Annotated in this window: 15 protein-coding genes; 11 read left to right on the forward strand and 4 right to left on the reverse strand. The window is 53.0% G+C overall.

Annotated features, from left to right (window positions below):
* Positions 1 to 39: 39 nt before the first annotated feature.
* From IP582_RS17375 to yejF, 7 genes are all read left to right on the forward strand, one after another.
* Positions 40 to 732, forward strand: a complete 693-nt coding sequence (locus tag IP582_RS17375; protein ID WP_039079950.1) for a phosphatase PAP2 family protein — start codon at positions 40 to 42, stop codon at positions 730 to 732.
* A 434-nt stretch (positions 733 to 1,166) separates the two neighbouring features.
* Positions 1,167 to 1,730 (forward strand): bifunctional murein DD-endopeptidase/murein LD-carboxypeptidase, encoded by a 564-nt coding sequence (gene mepS, locus IP582_RS17380; protein ID WP_039079949.1) that lies wholly within the window; start codon positions 1,167 to 1,169, stop codon positions 1,728 to 1,730.
* Between the two features lie 195 nt (positions 1,731 to 1,925).
* Positions 1,926 to 3,482: a cyclic di-GMP phosphodiesterase gene (locus IP582_RS17385; RefSeq protein ID WP_193793939.1), complete on the forward strand. Its 1,557-nt coding sequence runs from the start codon at positions 1,926 to 1,928 to the stop codon at positions 3,480 to 3,482.
* A gap of 95 nt (positions 3,483 to 3,577) precedes the next feature.
* Positions 3,578 to 5,386, forward strand: a complete 1,809-nt coding sequence (locus tag IP582_RS17390; protein WP_193793940.1) for an extracellular solute-binding protein — start codon at positions 3,578 to 3,580, stop codon at positions 5,384 to 5,386.
* Positions 5,387 to 5,395: 9 nt separating this feature from the next.
* Positions 5,396 to 6,496 carry a microcin C ABC transporter permease YejB gene (locus IP582_RS17395; RefSeq protein WP_193793941.1) on the forward strand — a complete coding sequence of 367 codons (1,101 nt, stop codon included), beginning with the start codon at positions 5,396 to 5,398 and terminating at the stop codon, positions 6,494 to 6,496.
* Positions 6,496 to 7,521 (forward strand): microcin C ABC transporter permease, encoded by a 1,026-nt coding sequence (locus tag IP582_RS17400; RefSeq protein WP_193793942.1) that lies wholly within the window; start codon positions 6,496 to 6,498, stop codon positions 7,519 to 7,521. Before IP582_RS17395 ends, IP582_RS17400 begins: the two co-directional genes overlap by 1 nt.
* A gap of 1 nt (position 7,522) precedes the next feature.
* A complete protein-coding gene (gene yejF / locus IP582_RS17405) occupies positions 7,523 to 9,112 on the forward strand; it encodes a microcin C ABC transporter ATP-binding protein YejF (RefSeq protein ID WP_193793943.1) in 1,590 nt (529 codons plus the stop codon).
* A gap of 3 nt (positions 9,113 to 9,115) precedes the next feature.
* On the opposite strand, the gene IP582_RS17410 is transcribed toward yejF, so the two are convergent.
* From IP582_RS17410 to rsuA, 3 genes are all read right to left on the reverse strand, one after another.
* The gene (locus tag IP582_RS17410; protein WP_039079943.1) at positions 9,116 to 9,460 is read right to left on the reverse strand and encodes a YejG family protein; all 345 of its coding nucleotides are present in this window, start codon (positions 9,458 to 9,460) and stop codon (positions 9,116 to 9,118) included.
* 336 nt (positions 9,461 to 9,796) lie between these two features.
* On the reverse strand, positions 9,797 to 10,990 hold the full coding sequence (locus IP582_RS17415) for a Bcr/CflA family multidrug efflux MFS transporter (RefSeq protein ID WP_071195672.1): 1,194 nt from the start codon (positions 10,988 to 10,990) through the stop codon (positions 9,797 to 9,799).
* A gap of 16 nt (positions 10,991 to 11,006) precedes the next feature.
* Positions 11,007 to 11,714, reverse strand: coding sequence for a 16S rRNA pseudouridine(516) synthase RsuA (gene rsuA / locus IP582_RS17420; protein WP_039079941.1), 708 nt, complete (start codon positions 11,712 to 11,714; stop codon positions 11,007 to 11,009).
* A gap of 154 nt (positions 11,715 to 11,868) precedes the next feature.
* On the opposite strand from rsuA, the gene IP582_RS17425 reads away from it, so the two are divergent.
* Positions 11,869 to 13,629 carry a DEAD/DEAH box helicase gene (locus IP582_RS17425; protein WP_193793944.1) on the forward strand — a complete coding sequence of 587 codons (1,761 nt, stop codon included), beginning with the start codon at positions 11,869 to 11,871 and terminating at the stop codon, positions 13,627 to 13,629.
* 127 nt (positions 13,630 to 13,756) lie between these two features.
* The gene (gene rplY, locus IP582_RS17430) at positions 13,757 to 14,041 is read left to right on the forward strand and encodes a 50S ribosomal protein L25 (RefSeq protein ID WP_039079939.1); all 285 of its coding nucleotides are present in this window, start codon (positions 13,757 to 13,759) and stop codon (positions 14,039 to 14,041) included.
* 260 nt (positions 14,042 to 14,301) lie between these two features.
* Here the strand turns inward: rplY and yejK are convergent, their stop codons facing one another.
* Positions 14,302 to 15,306 (reverse strand): nucleoid-associated protein YejK, encoded by a 1,005-nt coding sequence (gene yejK, locus IP582_RS17435; protein WP_039079938.1) that lies wholly within the window; start codon positions 15,304 to 15,306, stop codon positions 14,302 to 14,304.
* 132 nt (positions 15,307 to 15,438) lie between these two features.
* Between yejK and IP582_RS17440 the strand changes: the two genes are divergently transcribed.
* Both IP582_RS17440 and yejM read left to right on the forward strand, forming a co-directional pair.
* Positions 15,439 to 15,666 (forward strand): YejL family protein, encoded by a 228-nt coding sequence (locus tag IP582_RS17440; protein WP_039079937.1) that lies wholly within the window; start codon positions 15,439 to 15,441, stop codon positions 15,664 to 15,666.
* An 18-nt stretch (positions 15,667 to 15,684) separates the two neighbouring features.
* On the forward strand, positions 15,685 to 17,445 hold the full coding sequence (gene yejM, locus IP582_RS17445) for an LPS biosynthesis-modulating metalloenzyme YejM (protein WP_193793945.1): 1,761 nt from the start codon (positions 15,685 to 15,687) through the stop codon (positions 17,443 to 17,445).
* Positions 17,446 to 17,500 lie beyond the last annotated feature (55 nt).

Consider the following 17,500-nt stretch of genomic DNA (forward strand, 5'->3'; position numbering starts at 1 on the left):
CACTACTGTTTTGCCCGTATTGTTCAAAAATGGATAAAGATGAAGACTCGTTTACCGCTTATTTTTTTGCTTAATGTCGCTGGTTTTGCGCTGTTCCTGTCCTGGTATTTACCGGTTAATCATGGATTCTGGTTTCCGCTGGACGCGGCAATTTTCCACTTCTTCAATAACGGCCTCGTTGAGAACCGTGCATTCCTGTGGCTGGTCGCGCTGACCAACAACCGCGCCTTTGACGCCTGCTCGCTCATTGCCATGGGTTGCCTGATGCTGTCGTTCTGGTTGCGTGAAGACAGCGCCGGACGTCGCCGGATCGTCATTATTGGCCTGACTATGTTGCTGTTTGCGGTGGCTATTAATCAGCTCGCGCAATTGCTTATTCCCGTTAAACGCGAAAGCCCGACACTCTTTTTTAGCGGCATTCATCGGGTCAGTGAATTACTGGATTTCCCGACCAAGGATGCCTCCAAAGACAGTTTCCCGGGCGATCATGGCATGATGTTGCTTATTTTTTCTTCTATCATGCTGCGTTATTTCGGTAAAAAAGCGTTCGCCATTGCCCTGATTATTTTTGTGGTTTTCGCATTCCCACGCGTGATGATTGGCGCCCACTGGTTTACCGATATTGCTGTTGGCTCTCTTTCTGTGGTGCTGATTGGCCTGCCGTGGTGTCTGATGACACCACTTAGCGACAAAATAATTAGCCTGTTTAATCGTTACCTACCGGGAAAATAAACAACTTTTATACAATTTAATAACATGGATATACACTAATCATCAGGGATCGTTTTCGATCCCTGATGCAAATTTGTCAAAACTTCGCCTTTTCTGTCATCCCCCTGTCATAACAATCACTATTCAAATTAGCGATTTGCATGATTCTTAACCTAAATTGCCGCTTTTTTAGCCATTCCTGATAATTAACTTTCTGTATCATAATTTCTTATAAAAAATCGCAGAAAAGCGCTCGCAATGCCCGTAGTGATAGGGTAATCTCGGGTCTGCTTTGAGCTAATGAGCAATTATTCTCATAACAAATAAATTTGTGCGTTCATCCACAGATTTGACCACGGGTAATTGTCTCATTGCATACAGCTAATTACTCTCGCTGCGTTGGCATTTTTTATAACGATATTTATCGTTAAGGACTTCAAGGGAAAATAATTAACATGGTCAAATCTCAGCCGATTTTGAGATATATCTTGCGGGCGATTCCCGCGGTAGCAGTGGCGGTTCTGTTATCAGCTTGTTCAACAAATACCGCGAAAAACATGCATTCTGAGACGCATGCTGTGGGCGAAGATATCTCTTCACTGCAAGCCTCTCAGGATGAATTTGAAAATATGGTGCGTAATCTGGATGTGAAAAATCGCATCCTCGATCAATATGCTGACTGGAAAGGTGTACGTTACCGCTTAGGCGGCGACACCAAGAAAGGTATTGATTGTTCCGGTTTTGTCCAGCGCACCTTCCGTGAGCAGTTTGGTTTAGAATTACCGCGTTCAACCTACGAACAGCAGGAAATGGGTAAGTCGGTATCACGCACCAGTTTGCGTACCGGTGACCTGGTGTTGTTCAGAGCAGGGTCAACGGGTCGCCATGTAGGCATCTACATTGGCAATAACCAGTTTGTCCATGCTTCGACAAGTAGTGGTGTGGTGATTTCCAGTATGGATGAACCTTACTGGAAGAAGCGCTACAACGAAGCGCGCCGCATATTGTCCCGCAGCTAACGCATGTTTTCGCCGGTATCCCTTGGCTGGCGCGAAACGATAAAAGAACACTGCTTCGGCGGTGTTTTTTTATACCTATTTTTCTTGCCTGTTCATATGTCTCATTAACACTTTCCAGGCTATATTCCAGGAATATCAAATAGAGCAATCGCCTGGCTTTTTTTCGCTCAAACTCACCAGATATGGATATAAGTGATGTTGACCCGCAACTTTTCCGCCAGCCGGAAAATCCTTCTGTTTAGCCTTCTGGTCGGTATCTTCGCGGCTATTGCCGTTAGCGGGATTCATTTTTTAGTTGTTCAGAAGAAACATGAACAAAAGATGAATACCGTACTCACGGGCATGCAGCACTGGCTCACAGACTATTTTAGCGATATCAAAACCACCGCTGAGGCACTCCAGCCGCTAACGCTCAATGAGTGCGCTGATGTCGCCAGTGAGCTGACCTCGCGCGCCGCTTTTAGCACCAATGTCCGCGCATTTTTATTAGTCAAAAACGATAACGCATTTTGTTCTTCCGCTACGGGCGTGATGCACGTGCCGATGAAGGATCTCCTGCCGGAGATTGATCTGCACAAAGACTTTGATATGGTCATTTTGCACGGCACGCCAATGATGCCGGATAAACCTGCAATTGCAATGTGGTTCCGCAGCCCCTTGCTTGAGGACCGTGGCGTTTTTGTATCACTCAATGTCAACCTCACCCCTTTCCTGCTTTATACCTCACAGCAACAAGAACTGACCGGTATTGCTCTCGGAATCGGCGACAACGCGATCTCCACCTTTTCGACTGGCCTTGTTGATCTGCGTACCCTGAAAACCACGCCGTTTCGTACAGCTCATCTTGCTGGCCTTCCGCTGACCATTAATCTTTATACTGAAACCTGGAAGCCCGAAGATGTACAGTTTGCCCTGCTGTTTGGCGGCATGGTGGGTACGCTTGCCGGTTTGCTGACGGCCTGGTATCTCTATATCCGAATGCGTCCTGGCAAAGAGATCCTAACCGCCATTAAACAGAATCAGTTTTATGTGGTGTACCAGCCAGTGGTTGATGCCAGCGAATTACGGGTGCGCGGTGTCGAGGTGCTCATGCGCTGGAAGCACCCCACTGCCGGCGAGATCCCACCAGATGCATTTATCCAGTATGCCGAGGCGCAACAGCTAATCGTGCCGCTGACGCTGCATCTGTTTAAGCTTATTGCCCACGATGCGCCGGTCTTGCAAACGCTGCTGCCGCAGGGGGCCAAACTGGGTATTAATATCTCGCCCGGCCATTTGCATGTTGAAAGCTTTGCTGAGGATATTCGCCAGTTTACCCATTCCCTTCCGGACGACTATTTCCGCCTGGTGCTGGAAATCACCGAGCGGGATATGTTGCGCCAGAGTGAGGCAGTGAAATTATTCCAGTGGCTGCGTGATGAAGGTTATGAAATTGCCATTGATGATTTCGGCACCGGTCACAGCGCACTTATCTATCTTGAACGTTTCACCGTTGATTATCTTAAAATCGATCGTGGCTTTGTGAATGCTATTGGTACTGAAACCGTCACGTCACCGGTGCTTGATGCAGTGCTGACGCTGGCGAAACGTCTGAATATGGCCACCGTGGCAGAAGGTGTCGAAACACCAGAGCAGGCTCGCTGGCTGCGGGAACATGGCGTTAATTTTATGCAGGGTTACTATTTCAGCCGCCCAATGACACTTGAGCAATTCACAATGTGGCACCCCCCGCAGTTTTCATCACGACTTTAGGCCGTTAATTATTTCACAACGGGCGCCCCCTCCCTTATTATTCAATGAGAAAACGTTGGTGCGCCCGGAGCGCCACTGGTAAAGGATCCCGCCCGATGAAGTTTGTGCGCCTGTTTATTTTGAGTTTGCTGCTGGTGGGCACCATTACCCATGCGCAAACCATTAAAGAGAATTACGCGTTTGCCGTTATCGGCGAACCCAAATATGCCATCAATTTCTCACATTTTGACTATGTGAATCCCGCTGCGCCTAAAGGCGGCAATATTACGCTTTCTTATATCGGTACGTTCGATAGCTTCAACCGCTTTGCACTGCGCGGTAACGCCGCCGTGCGCACCGAGTCGCTCTATGACAGCCTGTTTACCACCTCTGATGATGAACCGGGCAGCTACTATCCGCTGATTGCTGAGGTGGCCCGCTACGCCGATGATTATTCATGGGTCGAGGTCTCGATCAATCCGCGCGCCACCTTCCACGACGGCTCACCTATCCGGGCCAGCGATGTGGCATTCACCTTCCATAAATTCATGACCGAAGGGGTGCCGCAGTTCCGCCTGATCTATAAAGGCACCACGGTAAAAGCGATCTCCCCGTTAACCGTGCGTATCGAACTGGGTGAACCGGGCAAAGAGAACATGCTTAGCCTCTTCTCTCTGCCGGTTATGCCTGAGAAATTCTGGAAAGATCATAAACTCAGCGACCCGCTATCGTCCCCTCCCCTCGGGAGCGGCCCTTATCGCATCACCAGTTGGCGGATGGGGCAGTACGTGACCTACTCGCGTGTGAAGGATTACTGGGGCGCGACGCTGCCGGTCAATCGCGGGCGCTGGAATTTCGACACGATTCGCTATGACTATTATCTGGACGACAACGTCGCCTTTGAGGCCTTTAAAGCTGGCGCGTTTGATATGCGCACCGAGGGCAGTGCAAAAAACTGGGCGACGCGCTATATCGGCAGCAATTTTGACCGTGGCTATATCATTAAAGATGAGCAGCCAAACACCTCCGCGCAGGATACCCGTTGGCTGGCATTCAATATCCAGCGACCAGTGTTTACCGACCGTCGGGTACGTGAAGCTGTCTCGCTGGCCTTTGATTTTGAGTGGATGAACAAGGCGCTGTTTTATAACGCCTACAGCCGCACCAACAGCTATTTCCAGAACACGGAATATGCCGCACGCAATTATCCGGATGCCGCGGAGCTGACGCTACTGGCGCCGATGAAAGCCGACCTGCCGCCGGAGGTTTTCACCTCTATTTATACTCCACCCGTCTCCAAAGGCGACGGCTATGACCGCGAGAACTTACTGAAAGCCGCCGAGCTGCTTAAACAGGCGGGCTGGGAGATGAAAAACCAGAAGCTGGTGAACACCCAGACTGGTAAACCGTTCGTTTTCGAGATGCTGCTGCCTTCTGGCGGGAACAACCAGTGGGTGTTGCCGTTTCAGCACAACCTGGCGCGGCTGGGTATTACGATGGAAGTCCGCCAGGTCGATAACTCGCAGATAACCAATCGTCTGCGCACCCGCGATTACGACATGATGCCGCGCGTGTGGCGGGCAATGCCGTGGCCCAGTTCCGATCTGCAAATCTCCTGGAGTTCGCAATACATTGATTCAACCTATAACTCCCCCGGCGTGAAAAGCCCGGTACTGGATAAACTGATCGCGCAAATTATCCAGGCGCAGGGAGATAAGCAAAAACTGCTGCCGCTGGGGCGGGCGCTCGACCGGGTGCTGACGTGGAATTACTACATGTTGCCCATGTGGTATATGGCAGCCGATCAGGTGGCCTACTGGGACAAGTTCTCGATGCCAGGCATTCGCCCCGTCTATTCACTCGGTTTCGACACCTGGTGGTACGACGTGAACAAAGCGGCAAAACTGCCCGCAGACAGACGCTAAGGAGACAGGATGGGCGCCTATTTTATTCGACGCTTGTTGCTGATCATTCCCACCTTGTGGGCGATTATCACCATTAACTTTTTCATCGTACAGATTGCCCCGGGAGGGCCGGTCGATCAGGCCATTGCAGCGATTGAATTCGGTAACCAAAGTGGTTTACCGGGGACGACGGTCGAAGGTGGCGGTGCCACACACGCCCGAACCGGTGTCGGCAGCGCTACCAGCAACGATAGCCACTATCGCGGCGGGCGTGGGCTTGATCCGGAAGTGATTGCTGAAATCACCAAACGCTACGGCTTCGACAAACCGATTCATGAGCGTTATTTCAAAATGCTCTGGAACTATGTCCGTTTCGACTTCGGCAATAGCCTGTTTCGCAGCGCCTCAGTGCTACAACTGATCAAAGAGAGCCTGCCGGTTTCCGTCACGCTGGGGCTATGGGGGACACTGATTATCTATCTGGTGTCGATTCCCCTGGGGATCCGCAAAGCGGTCTATAACGGCAGCCGGTTCGATGTCTGGAGCAGCGCTTTTATTATTATCGGCTACGCGATCCCCGCATTTCTGTTCGCTATTTTGCTGATCGTCTTTTTTGCAGGCGGCAGCTACTACGATATCTTCCCGCTACGTGGGCTGGTTTCGTCGAACTTCGATACCCTGCCCTGGTACGCTAAGGTAACCGACTACCTGTGGCACATCACCCTGCCCGTGCTGGCAACCGTCATTGGCGGCTTTGCGGCCCTGACCATGCTGACGAAAAACTCCTTTATGGATGAGATCAGAAAGCAGTATGTGGTGACCGCGCGCGCAAAAGGCGTCAGCGAAGGCAATATTATGCGCAAGCATGTGTTTCGTAACGCGATGTTACTGGTGATCGCAGGCTTCCCTGCCACCTTTATCAGCATGTTTTTTACCGGCTCACTGCTCATTGAAGTGATCTTCTCGCTTAATGGGCTGGGGCTGCTGGGCTACGAGGCCACCGTCTCGCGCGATTATCCGGTGATGTTTGGCACGCTTTATATTTTCACGCTTATCGGCCTGTTGCTGAATATCCTCAGCGACATGACTTACACGCTGGTCGACCCGCGCATCGATTTCGAGGGACGCTGATGTTTCAATTAAGCTACGTCAACCAGACTCGCTGGGCGCGTTTTCGCCATAATCGCCGCGGCTTTTGGTCGCTGTGGATTTTTCTGCTGATCTTTTTATTCAGCCTGTTTGCCGAACTGATCGCCAACGATAAACCGCTGCTGGTGCGTTACCAGGGTCACTGGTACGCGCCGGTGATTTTCAACTACAGCGAGAGCGAATTTGGCGGTCCGTTTGCCACGCCTGCGGATTATCAGGATCCCTGGCTGCAGCAACAAATCGCTCAGCATGGCTGGATGATTCATGCCCCCATCCGCTTTGGCGCGCGCAGTATCAACTACTCCACCACTCAGCCTTTCCCCTCGCCGCCCTCAAAGCAGAACTGGTTAGGTACCGATGCCAACGGCGGGGATGTGCTGGCACGTATTCTCTACGGGACGCGTATCTCATTGCTGTTTGGCTTAATGTTGACGCTCTGCTCCTGCGTTATCGGCGTGCTCGCAGGCGCACTACAGGGCTATTACGGCGGGAAAATCGATCTGTGGGGCCAGCGCTTTATTGAGGTCTGGTCAGGCATGCCAACGCTGTTCCTGATTATTCTGCTCTCCAGCGTCGTACAGCCTGGATTCTGGTGGTTGCTGGCCATTACGGTACTGTTCGGCTGGATGAGTCTGGTGGGCGTGGTGCGCGCTGAGTTTCTGCGCACGCGAAATTTCGACTATATCCGTGCGGCGCAGGCGCTGGGTGTGAACGACCGCAGCATTATGCTGCGCCATATGCTGCCTAATGCGATGGTCGCCACGCTAACCTTCCTGCCGTTTATTTTATGTAGCTCGATTTCCACCCTGACCTCGCTGGATTTCCTCGGCTTCGGTTTGCCACTGGGTTCACCGTCGCTTGGCGAATTATTACTGCAGGGGAAGAACAATCTGCAGGCGCCCTGGCTGGGTATCGCGGCGTTTTTGTCTGTGGCGGTATTACTGTCGCTGTTAATTTTTATTGGTGAAGCGGTGCGCGACGCCTTCGATCCCAACAAGGCGGTATAAGATGACCCCTCCCCTGTTACGCATTGATTCCCTGTCTATCGCTTTTCGTCAGCAGGAGACACAACGCACGGTGGTGGATTCGCTTTCGCTGCAAATTGAGGCGGGCGAAACACTGGCGCTGGTCGGCGAATCCGGCTCGGGCAAAAGCGTGAGCGCATTGTCGATCCTTCGCCTGCTGCCCACGCCACCCGCTGTCTATCCGCAGGGCGATATCTTCTTTCATGGCGAAAGCCTGCTGCATGCCAGCGAGAAAACCTTGCGCCAGGTGCGCGGCAATAAAATCGCGATGATTTTTCAGGAACCGATGGTGTCGCTCAATCCACTGCATAGCGTGGAAAAGCAGCTCTACGAAGTCTTATCGCTACATCGGGGGATGCGCCGGGAGGCCGCCCGCGCCGAGATCCTGACCTGTCTTGACCGGGTGGGTATCCGCAATGCCCACCAGCGCCTGGGGGATTTCCCCCACCAGCTTTCTGGCGGCGAACGCCAGCGCGTGATGATTGCCATGGCGCTGCTCACTCGCCCGGAATTATTGATTGCAGACGAACCCACCACCGCGCTGGATGTGACGGTGCAGGCGCAAATCCTGACGCTGCTGCGCGAACTGCGTCAGGAGCTGAACATGGGGCTTCTGTTTATCACGCACAACCTGAGTATTGTGCGCAAACTGGCAGATAACATTGCCGTGATGCAAAACGGTCTGTGCGTCGAGCAGAACAGCGCCAGCGCCCTGTTTGCCGCGCCAACGCACCCTTATACCCAGCGCCTGTTGAACAGCGAGCCTGCAGGAGACCCGGTTCCCCTGGCCGCGGAGACACCGCCACTGCTGCGCGTCGAAAATCTCGGCGTCAGTTTTCCAATCCGCAAAGGTATCTTTAAACGCGTGGTGGGCGAAAACCGGGTGGTCAATAACATCAGCTTCACCCTGCGTGCAGGGGAAACGCTGGGGCTGGTGGGGGAGTCTGGCTCCGGGAAGAGTACCACCGGGCTGGCTCTGCTGCGCCTGATTGCCTCGCAGGGCACCATTACCTTTGGCGATAGCCCCCTTCACGCATGGAATCGCAAACAGATGCTACCGGTGCGCCACCGCATTCAGGTGGTATTTCAGGATCCGAACTCTTCGCTGAATCCACGACTGAACGTGCAGCAGATTATCGAAGAGGGATTACTGGTGCATCAGCCGACGTTGACGCGCGAAGCGCGGGAGGCAGAGGTCATCAGAGTCATGAACGAGGTTGGTCTGGATCCGGAAACCCGCCGACGTTTCCCGGGTGAGTTTTCTGGCGGTCAGCGCCAGCGTATTGCCATTGCCCGGGCACTGATACTGAAACCGGAGCTGATCATACTGGATGAACCCACCTCCTCTCTTGATCGCACAGTACAGGCGCAGATCCTCGCCTTACTGAAATCGCTCCAGCAGACGCACCATCTGGCTTATATTTTTATCAGTCACGATTTGCAGGTGGTACGCGCGTTATGCCATCAGGTGATTGTGCTGAAACAGGGAGAGGTGGTTGAGCAGGGAGAGTGTCACCGCGTGTTTAGCGCGCCGCAGCAGGACTACACGCGTCAGCTTTTATCATTAAGCTGACGCTCAGAAAGGGTTCTGAGTGGTGAAGGGTTCAGCGATCGCGACGCCAAAGTTTTTCAGGCGGCAGGTCGCTGCAAACTCATCCTGACAGTTCACGAACAGACAAGGTTCACCTTCGCATTCCACGACGGAGCAATCTACTGCGATGTCACTCAGTGCCTGACTCAGCTTGTGCATAACCGGCCAGGCGCTATCGCCATCCGGACTCAATAACTTCAGCGCCACAAGACTCCCTTCCGCGTCATCGTCATTTTGCGGAATCGGTTCAACCCTGGCGCCTGCAAAACCGTCAAGCCAGCGATAACTCTGGGGTAAACGGTGGATGATGGAGAGTTGTAATGTATTCACTTTCTGTCCCCGGAAGTACCAATTACTTCACAAATATTTCACATTCATATTAACACATTATTGACAAACCGTCTCGTCAGCGACACATAAAACGCAAGACGCCGCGATCTGTGCGGGTTAGCGGTTCATTTATCAGGTTTTTATTGATGAACCCCGGCCCTTTTTTCGGCTATATGTACCCGTTTATGAGATCTAACTCAACTTATTTTACTACAAGGATGTGACTTTTTACACAAACGGATTTTACATAAAATAAACAAACACGTCCGAATGTATGTCAGGTTTGGTTGATGTGCATCAAAAAAGGGAGCGTTTCTGCCCCCTTCTGTTGAAAGGTTACGCCTGTTTTTTGCCGCGACTGGCGTAGAGATAGAAGAGAATGGAACTGGTTGCGCAAAAGGTGATGGACCAAATCATTGGCCATGCGGAGTTGAACGCCGACATAGAAAGCAGCGTGCCGACAATTGCGCCAATACCAAAGCGGAACGTACCGGCCAGCGAAGAGGCGGTTCCTGCCATATGGGGAAACTCATCAAGAATAACCGCCATCGCGTTCGACGACACCAGCGAAACACAGCCGACAAAGGCGGCCACGCCCACCACCAGTGACCAGAAACCTACGCCAAGAAGTGCCGTGATAACCATCCATAGCGCCATCACGAACTGAACCCACAGCCCACCGCGGAACATCTTCAATGCGCCCACACGGCGGACGAAACGTCCATTGATGATGGTCATCAGGAACAGGAACACAATATTTAGCGCGAAGTAGTAGCCAAAATCCTGTGGCGAAACATGGTTGATTTCAATATAGACAAACGGCCCGGCGCTCAGAAAAGAGAACATTCCGGCAAAGCTAAAGCCGCTTGCCAGCATATAGCTGAGCACGCGTTTATGACGAAACAGAGAGGCAAAATTGCCGACGGTCGTGCGCAGATGGAACGGCTGCCGACGTTCTGGCGGAAGCGTTTCACGTATAAAGAACGCAATCATCACCGAGACCAGCAAGCCCGCTACCGCCAGGATCCAGAAGATCATATGCCAGCTAAACCAAACCAGCACCGCACCGCCGATCATCGGGGCAAGCAACGGCGCAATGGTGGTCACCAGCATGACAAACGACATCATCCGCGAAAACTCTTCGCGAGGATATATATCGCGCATCAGGGCGTTAATCACCACGCTGGCAGCGGCTGCCGCGAGACCATGAAAGAAGCGCATCGTGATCAGTTGATCGATACTCTGTGCCAGCGCGCAGGCCACGGCCGCCGCGGCGAAAATCAGCGTACCGCCAAGAATAACCGGCTTACGCCCGATGCTGTCCGCCATAGGGCCATAAAGCAGTTGCCCCAACGCAAAGCCCAGAATGTAGGTGCTTAACGTCATTTGCGCGCTGCCCGCCGGTACGCCAAACTGCCCGGCAATTACCGGGAGCGCGGGCAGATACATATCAATGGATAACGGCATCAACATGGCCAGCAGGCCAAGAATAATCACAATGCTCAGTGATGAGTGTGGCCTGTTGGTCACGAAAAGCTCCTCTACGTTAACGCGCAGGCAAACCGACGCTGGCAATCTCTTCTTCTGTCAGTGCGCGGTACTCTCCCGGCGCCAGATCGTCGTCGAGGGTAATCGCGCCGATACGTTCACGATGCAGCCCGACAACGTGGTTGCCCACGGCGGCAAACATACGTTTTACCTGATGATAGCGCCCCTCGCTGATAGTTAAGCGTACCTGCGTCGGGGTGATCACCTCGAGCTGAGCCGGTTGGGTCAGGTCTTTCTCGTTATGTAACTGGACACCTTTGGCAAAGCGTTCCGCAGTGTCTTGCGCCACTGGCGATTCCAGGTCGACCAGATAGGTTTTCTCGCAGTGATGGCGCGGTGAGGTAATACGGTGCGACCACTGCCCATCGTCGGTCATCAGCACCAGTCCGGTAGTATCGATATCCAGGCGCCCCGCAGCATGCAATTTGTGCGCTACAGGCTCATCCAGAAAATAGAGTACCGTCGGATGATCGGGATCGTCCGTTGAGCAAACATAGCCCTGTGGTTTATTAAGCATGAAATAGCGAGGGCCGGTTTGTTGAACCAGCGCGTTGCCCTCATACTCCACCTCGTGTTGCGGGAGCAATTTGAACGCGGCATCTCTGACAATTTCGCCGTCTACGGTAATGTGGCTGGCGCGGATTTGACGTCCGGCAATAGCACGGCTTACGCCGAGTTGCTGAGCGATAAACTTATCAAGTCGCATGAAGTTGTTTTGCCTGTATGGTGCTGGAAGCAGGACTTTCGTCCTTAAGAAGACTCAGGTGATTTACGCCTGTCAGTATAGCGGTCATTCTACGCCGCTCAAGGGAAAGATTCGTGGCATACTTGTGACATGATGTTGTCACACCATGAAGAGCATGACTTTTACCTTACGCCCTTATCAACGCGAAGCGGTAGACGCTACCCTCGCCCACTTTCGCCATCACGATGAACCTGCGGTGATTGTCCTGCCTACAGGCGCAGGCAAAAGCCTGGTCATTGCCGAACTGGCAAGGGTGGCGCGCGGGCGCGTACTGGTGCTCGCACATGTTAAAGAACTGGTTGCGCAAAACCATGCGAAATACCTCGCGCTGGGTCTGGAGGCGGATATCTACGCTGCGGGCCTCAAGAGTAAACAGAGTGAGGGCAAAGTGGTTTTCGGCAGCGTACAGTCCGTTGCCCGTAACCTTGACCATTTTCAGGGTGAGTTTTCATTGCTGATTGTCGATGAGTGCCACCGCATCAGCGACGATGGCGAAAGCCAGTACCAGCAAATTTTACAGCACTTGCGCAAAGTGAATCCCCGCGTACGTTTGCTGGGACTCACCGCGACCCCTTTTCGTCTGGGGAAAGGCTGGATCTACCGTTTTCATTATCACGGTATGGTCCGGGGCGATGAAAAAGCGCTGTTCCGCGACTGCATTTATGAGTTGCCGCTGCGTTACATGATCAAGCATGGCTATCTGACACCACCGGAACGGCTGGATATGCCCGTGGTGCAGTACGATTTCAGCCGCCTGCAGGCGCAGAGTAACGGCCTGTTCAGCGAAGCGGATCTGAACCGTGAACTGAAAAAACAGCAGCGCGTCACGCCGCACATCATCAGCCAGATTGTTGAGTTCTCAGAAAGCCGCAAAGGCGTGATGATTTTTGCCGCGACCGTAGAACATGCCCATGAAGTTACCGGGCTGTTGCCTGCGGGCGAAGCAGCGCTGATTACCGGCGAAACGCCAGGTCCCCAGCGTGATGAGTTGATTGAGGCGTTTAAAGCGCAACGCTTTCGCTACCTGGTGAACGTGTCGGTGCTCACGACTGGCTTTGACGCGCCGCATGTGGATTTGATTGCCATCCTGCGCCCGACGGAATCCGTCAGCCTGTATCAGCAAATCGTCGGACGCGGCCTGCGGCTGTTTCCCGGCAAGACCGATTGCCTGATCCTCGACTACGCCGGAAATCCGCACGATCTTTACGCGCCGGAAGTCGGTGCGCCGAAAGGGAAAAGCGATAACGTACCTGTGCAGGTGTTTTGCCCGGCCTGCGGCTTTGCCAATACCTTTTGGGGGAAAACCACGGCAGATGGCACCTTAATCGAACATTTTGGCCGCCGCTGTCAGGGCTGGTTTGAGGACGATGACGGCCAGCGGGAACAGTGTGACTATCGTTTCCGTTTTAAAAATTGCCCCCAGTGTAATGCGGAAAACGACATTGCTGCCCGTCGTTGCCGGACCTGCGACACCATTCTGGTCGATCCGGACGATATGCTTAAAGCGGCGCTGAAACTCAAAGACGCGCTGGTCCTTCGCTGTAGCGGAATGGACTTACAGCACGGCGCGGATGACAAAGGCGAGTGGCTAAAAATTACCTACTACGATGAAGATGGCGCAGATGTCAGCGAACGCTACCGCCTGCATACCCCTGCTCAGCGTACCGCTTTTGAGCAGCTCTTTATCCGCCCGCACACCCGTACGCCCGGCGTGCCATTACGCTGGATTGTCGCCGCCGATATCCTCGCCCGGCAGGCGCTGTTACGCCACCCTGATTTTGTCGTGGCGCGCAAAAAAGGCCAGTACTGGCAGGTGCGGGAAAAGGTGTTTGATTATGAAGGGCGCTTTCGCCGCGCCAATGAGTTACGCGGCTAAGCCATAACGGTCCGACTTGTAACAGAGGGGGGATACGGGTATAATCCGCCCGCTTTTGCATTCGCAAAGCAGATCACTTGCCTGTTGCTGGGTCGCCTGTAGCAGGAACTATTTAAGAGAAATTGACATGTTTACTATTAACGCAGAAGTACGTAAAGAGCAGGGTAAGGGTGCGAGCCGCCGCCTGCGCGCAGCTAACAAATTCCCGGCTATCGTTTACGGTGGGAAAGAAGCTCCGGTTGCTATCGAACTGGACCACGACCAGCTGTGGAACATCCAGTCTAAAGCTGAATTCTATGATGAAGTTCAGACTCTGGTTATCGATGGCAAAGAAGTAAAAGTGAAAGTTCAGGCTGTACAGCGTCACGCTTACAAACCGAAACTGTCTCACATCGACTTCGTTCGCGCGTAATCGCTGACAAGTTGAAAAAACCCCGCTCTGCGGGGTTTTTTTATGTCTCAGCAAACTCGATACGGCCTACCCATTCGCGGCAAAATGCGTATCGGGATGATTTGCCCCTCACTCAAGGCATCAACCCCCTTCTCGTTGCTCATCAGATCCGTGCCCTGCCAGGCCATCAAACTGAAAGTCGAACCAGACCTTGAGGGCCCGTCGTCGCAATGCAACATCGACAGAGGGTTTCTGGCGTATTCCTTTTATGCACAGTGCGGTCAGTTGCCACCTGTTCTGCGTTGCAGTTGATCGCGCAGATTCGGCGGTGTGCCCTTAATGGTCAACGTATCCGTGGCCGGATCCCAAAAAATACGCTCGCCCAACAGCAAGGCATCAAAGTTAATGGTTAACCCGCCGCCGCTACCCGCATATTTAGTTAACTGGCGCAATGTGCTGCGATCCGCCGGGAAGCTCTCTTCCAGCTCATAGCCCTGCCCGGCGGTAAACTCTTCAAAGCTCACTTCGCTCACGCCCGCCAGCTCTTTTGAAAGTGACGCCAGTTCAATCTCTTCGCCTGCCTGCAATTGTTCATTGCAGTAGGTGTAGACCTGCTGGCGAACATCCTGGCGCTCTGATTTATCGAGCTGCGCCTGGGCGGTAAAGTCATCCACCGCCTGCAACAATCCGCGGTTCTGCGCTTTGGCGTTTAATCCTTCGGTTGCACCAAGGAAATCCATGAAAAAGTCAGAGACCTTGCGCCCCACGCGCCCTCTGAGGAAGGTCAAGTAACGCGTCGATTCCGGGTTGGTTTCCCACTCGGTTAAATCCACACGCGCCACGATATCCGCATGGTTAATGTCGAGATAATGCGTCGCGCTGATGTCCAGTTGCTCATTAACACGCATACTGCTTAAGTTATTGAGCACCGCGACCAACAGGTATTCCACTGCCAGATAGCGATAGTGGCAGAACAGCACAATGCCGCCGTCCGCAAAGGGATATTTTGCCAGTTCATCACGTAAGCGCCCCGTTGCCGCACGGCTGAACGCGAGAAAATCTTCCTCGCCCTGACGCTGGAGGCGTAATGCCTGCGCCAGTTCGCTGTCGTCGTTAAACAGGCCGTAGGCTTTACTTTTCGCGCTGTAAACCCGGTGTAACTCGGCGACCATCTCCTCAACGGGAGCAGTCGGTTCCAGCAAAGATTCGCGCAACACCAGCTCAAGGTTTTGCTCATCGCGTTTGATAAGCTGGTGTAGGGCAATCTGGTTGATGTCCAGACTCATGATAAACTCTCCTTTTAGACCGGGCGGTATTCAACCACCACGCAAGCAACTGTGCAACTGCTGATAAAAAAGCAGAAAAAAAGCTGTTGCTACGGTAATATGTTGCCCTTTATGAATAACTGATTTCGATTTATGCCACAAATTTCCCGCTATAGTGATGAACACGTTGAACAACTGCTAAGTGAGCTGGCCAACGTGCTGGAAAAACACAAGTCTCCGACCGACCTTTCCCTGATGGTTCTGGGGAACATGGTGACGAACTTGATCAATACCAGCATCGCCCCTGCTCAACGCCAGGCCATCGCAAAATCTTTCGCCCAGGCATTGCAGTCGTCCGTTAATGACGATAAAGCGCATTAAGGTAAACAGCGACAAGTTATGGTGACTCATCGTCAGCCCTACCGTGAAAAAGTCTCCCAGATGGTAAGCTGGGGGCACTGGTTCGCCCTGTTCAATATTTTATTGTCCATTGTGGTCGGTAGTCGCTATCTGTTTGTCGCCGACTGGCCGACAACGCTTGCCGGGCGGATTTACTCTTACCTGAGCGTGGTCGGTCATTTCAGCTTTCTGGTGTTCGCCACCTACCTGCTGATTTTATTCCCCCTCACCTTTGTGGTGATGTCCCAACGCCTGATGCGGTCTCTGTCCGTTATTCTGGCGACCACGGGCATGACGCTGTTACTCATCGACAGCGAAGTTTTTACCCGTTTTCACCTGCATCTCAATCCCATCGTCTGGGAACTGGTGATCAACCCCGATCAGAATGAGACGGCGCGTGACTGGCAGCTCATGTTTATCGGTGTGCCGGTTATCCTGCTCATTGAGATGCTGTTCGCCACCTGGAGCTGGCAAAAACTTCGCAGTCTGACCCGGCGGCGGCGCTTTGCAAAACCCGTGGCAGGGTTCTTTTTCGTAGCCTTTATTGCCACCCACGTTATGTATATCTGGGCGGATGCAAACTTCTATCGTCCTATCACCATGCAGCGGGCGAACCTGCCTCTCTCCTACCCGATGACGGCACGCCGCTTCCTGGAGAAACATGGTCTGCTGGATGCGCAGGATTATCAGCGTCGCCTGATTGAACAGGGTAGCCCGGAAGCCGTTTCGGTACAGTATCCATTGAGCGATCTGCGCTATCTGGATATGGGGCCCGGGCAAAACGTTCTGCTGATTACCGTTGATGGCCTGAATTATTCAGGTTACGAAAAACAGATGCCGGCACTTGCCGCCTTTGCGCAACAGAACGTGACCTTCACGCAGCACATGAGTTCTGGCAACACGGCGGACAGCGGCTATTTTGGCCTGTTTTACGGTATTTCGCCGAGCTATATGGACGGGGTGCTGTCGGCACGCGTGCCTGCTGCGCTGATCTCTGCGCTCAATCAGCAAGGTTATCAGTTAGGTTTGTTCTCTTCCGACGGGTTCAGTAGCGCGTTGTATCGTCAGGCATTGCTTTCGGATTTCTCGCTGCCTGCGGCAAAAACGCAGACAGACGCGCAGACCGCCGATCAATGGATTGACTGGCTGGGTCATTATGCTCAGGACGATAACCGCTGGTTCTCCTGGGTGGCGTTGAACGGCACCAACCTGCCAGACAGCAATCAGCAGAATTTTGCCCGTCGCTATAGTCGCGCCGTTACCGATGTCGATACGCAGATCAACCGCTTACTGGATGCGCTGCGCGAATCGGGCAAGCTGGATGATACGGTTGTGATCATCACTGCGGGTCACGGCATGCCTGCCGATCGTACAGCCACTGACTTTGCCTGGTCGCGCGATAATCTGCATGTGCCGCTGGTGATTCACTGGCCGGGCACACCTGCACAGCGCATCAATAAGCTGACCGACCACAAAGACGTGATGACGACGCTGATGCAGCGCCTGTTGCATGTCAGTACGCCAGCAAACGAGTATTCGCAGGGCCAGGATCTGTTTAACGCAACGCGACGCCATACCTGGGTCACCGCAGCAAGCGGCGATGCACTGGCGATTACGACGCCACAGATGACGCTGGTGCTCAATCAGAACGGCAGCTATCAGACCTGGAATCCGCAGGGTGAAAAGGTTCAGGATCAGAAACCGCAATTGAGTTTGCTGCTACAGGTCCTGACAGATGAAAAACGGTTTATCGCTAACTGATTGATTATTTATGAATCAGTTAGCTCTCCCCTCACTTGCAATCAGCGGTGAAAAG

The sequence above is a fragment of the Citrobacter sp. BDA59-3 genome (assembly GCF_015167655.1).
Taxonomy (GTDB): Bacteria; Pseudomonadota; Gammaproteobacteria; order Enterobacterales; family Enterobacteriaceae; genus Phytobacter; species Phytobacter diazotrophicus.

What these genes read in the sequence shown, in the direction of transcription:
- IP582_RS17390 (WP_193793940.1), top strand. Translation starts at nt 3,578, where the DNA reads ATGAAGTTTGTGCGCCTGTTTATTTTGAGTTTGCTGCTGGTGGGCACC.
- IP582_RS17400 (WP_193793942.1), top strand. Translation starts at nt 6,496, where the DNA reads ATGTTTCAATTAAGCTACGTCAACCAGACTCGCTGGGCGCGTTTTCGC.
- IP582_RS17395 (WP_193793941.1), top strand. Translation starts at nt 5,396, where the DNA reads ATGGGCGCCTATTTTATTCGACGCTTGTTGCTGATCATTCCCACCTTG.
- IP582_RS17425 (WP_193793944.1), top strand. Translation starts at nt 11,869, where the DNA reads ATGACTTTTACCTTACGCCCTTATCAACGCGAAGCGGTAGACGCTACC.
- rsuA (WP_039079941.1), bottom strand. Translation starts at nt 11,714, where the DNA reads ATGCGACTTGATAAGTTTATCGCTCAGCAACTCGGCGTAAGCCGTGCT.
- mepS (WP_039079949.1), top strand. Translation starts at nt 1,167, where the DNA reads ATGGTCAAATCTCAGCCGATTTTGAGATATATCTTGCGGGCGATTCCC.
- IP582_RS17385 (WP_193793939.1), top strand. Translation starts at nt 1,926, where the DNA reads ATGTTGACCCGCAACTTTTCCGCCAGCCGGAAAATCCTTCTGTTTAGC.
- yejF (WP_193793943.1), top strand. Translation starts at nt 7,523, where the DNA reads ATGACCCCTCCCCTGTTACGCATTGATTCCCTGTCTATCGCTTTTCGT.
- IP582_RS17375 (WP_039079950.1), top strand. Translation starts at nt 40, where the DNA reads ATGAAGACTCGTTTACCGCTTATTTTTTTGCTTAATGTCGCTGGTTTT.
- yejM (WP_193793945.1), top strand. Translation starts at nt 15,685, where the DNA reads ATGGTGACTCATCGTCAGCCCTACCGTGAAAAAGTCTCCCAGATGGTA.
- IP582_RS17440 (WP_039079937.1), top strand. Translation starts at nt 15,439, where the DNA reads ATGCCACAAATTTCCCGCTATAGTGATGAACACGTTGAACAACTGCTA.
- rplY (WP_039079939.1), top strand. Translation starts at nt 13,757, where the DNA reads ATGTTTACTATTAACGCAGAAGTACGTAAAGAGCAGGGTAAGGGTGCG.
- yejK (WP_039079938.1), bottom strand. Translation starts at nt 15,306, where the DNA reads ATGAGTCTGGACATCAACCAGATTGCCCTACACCAGCTTATCAAACGC.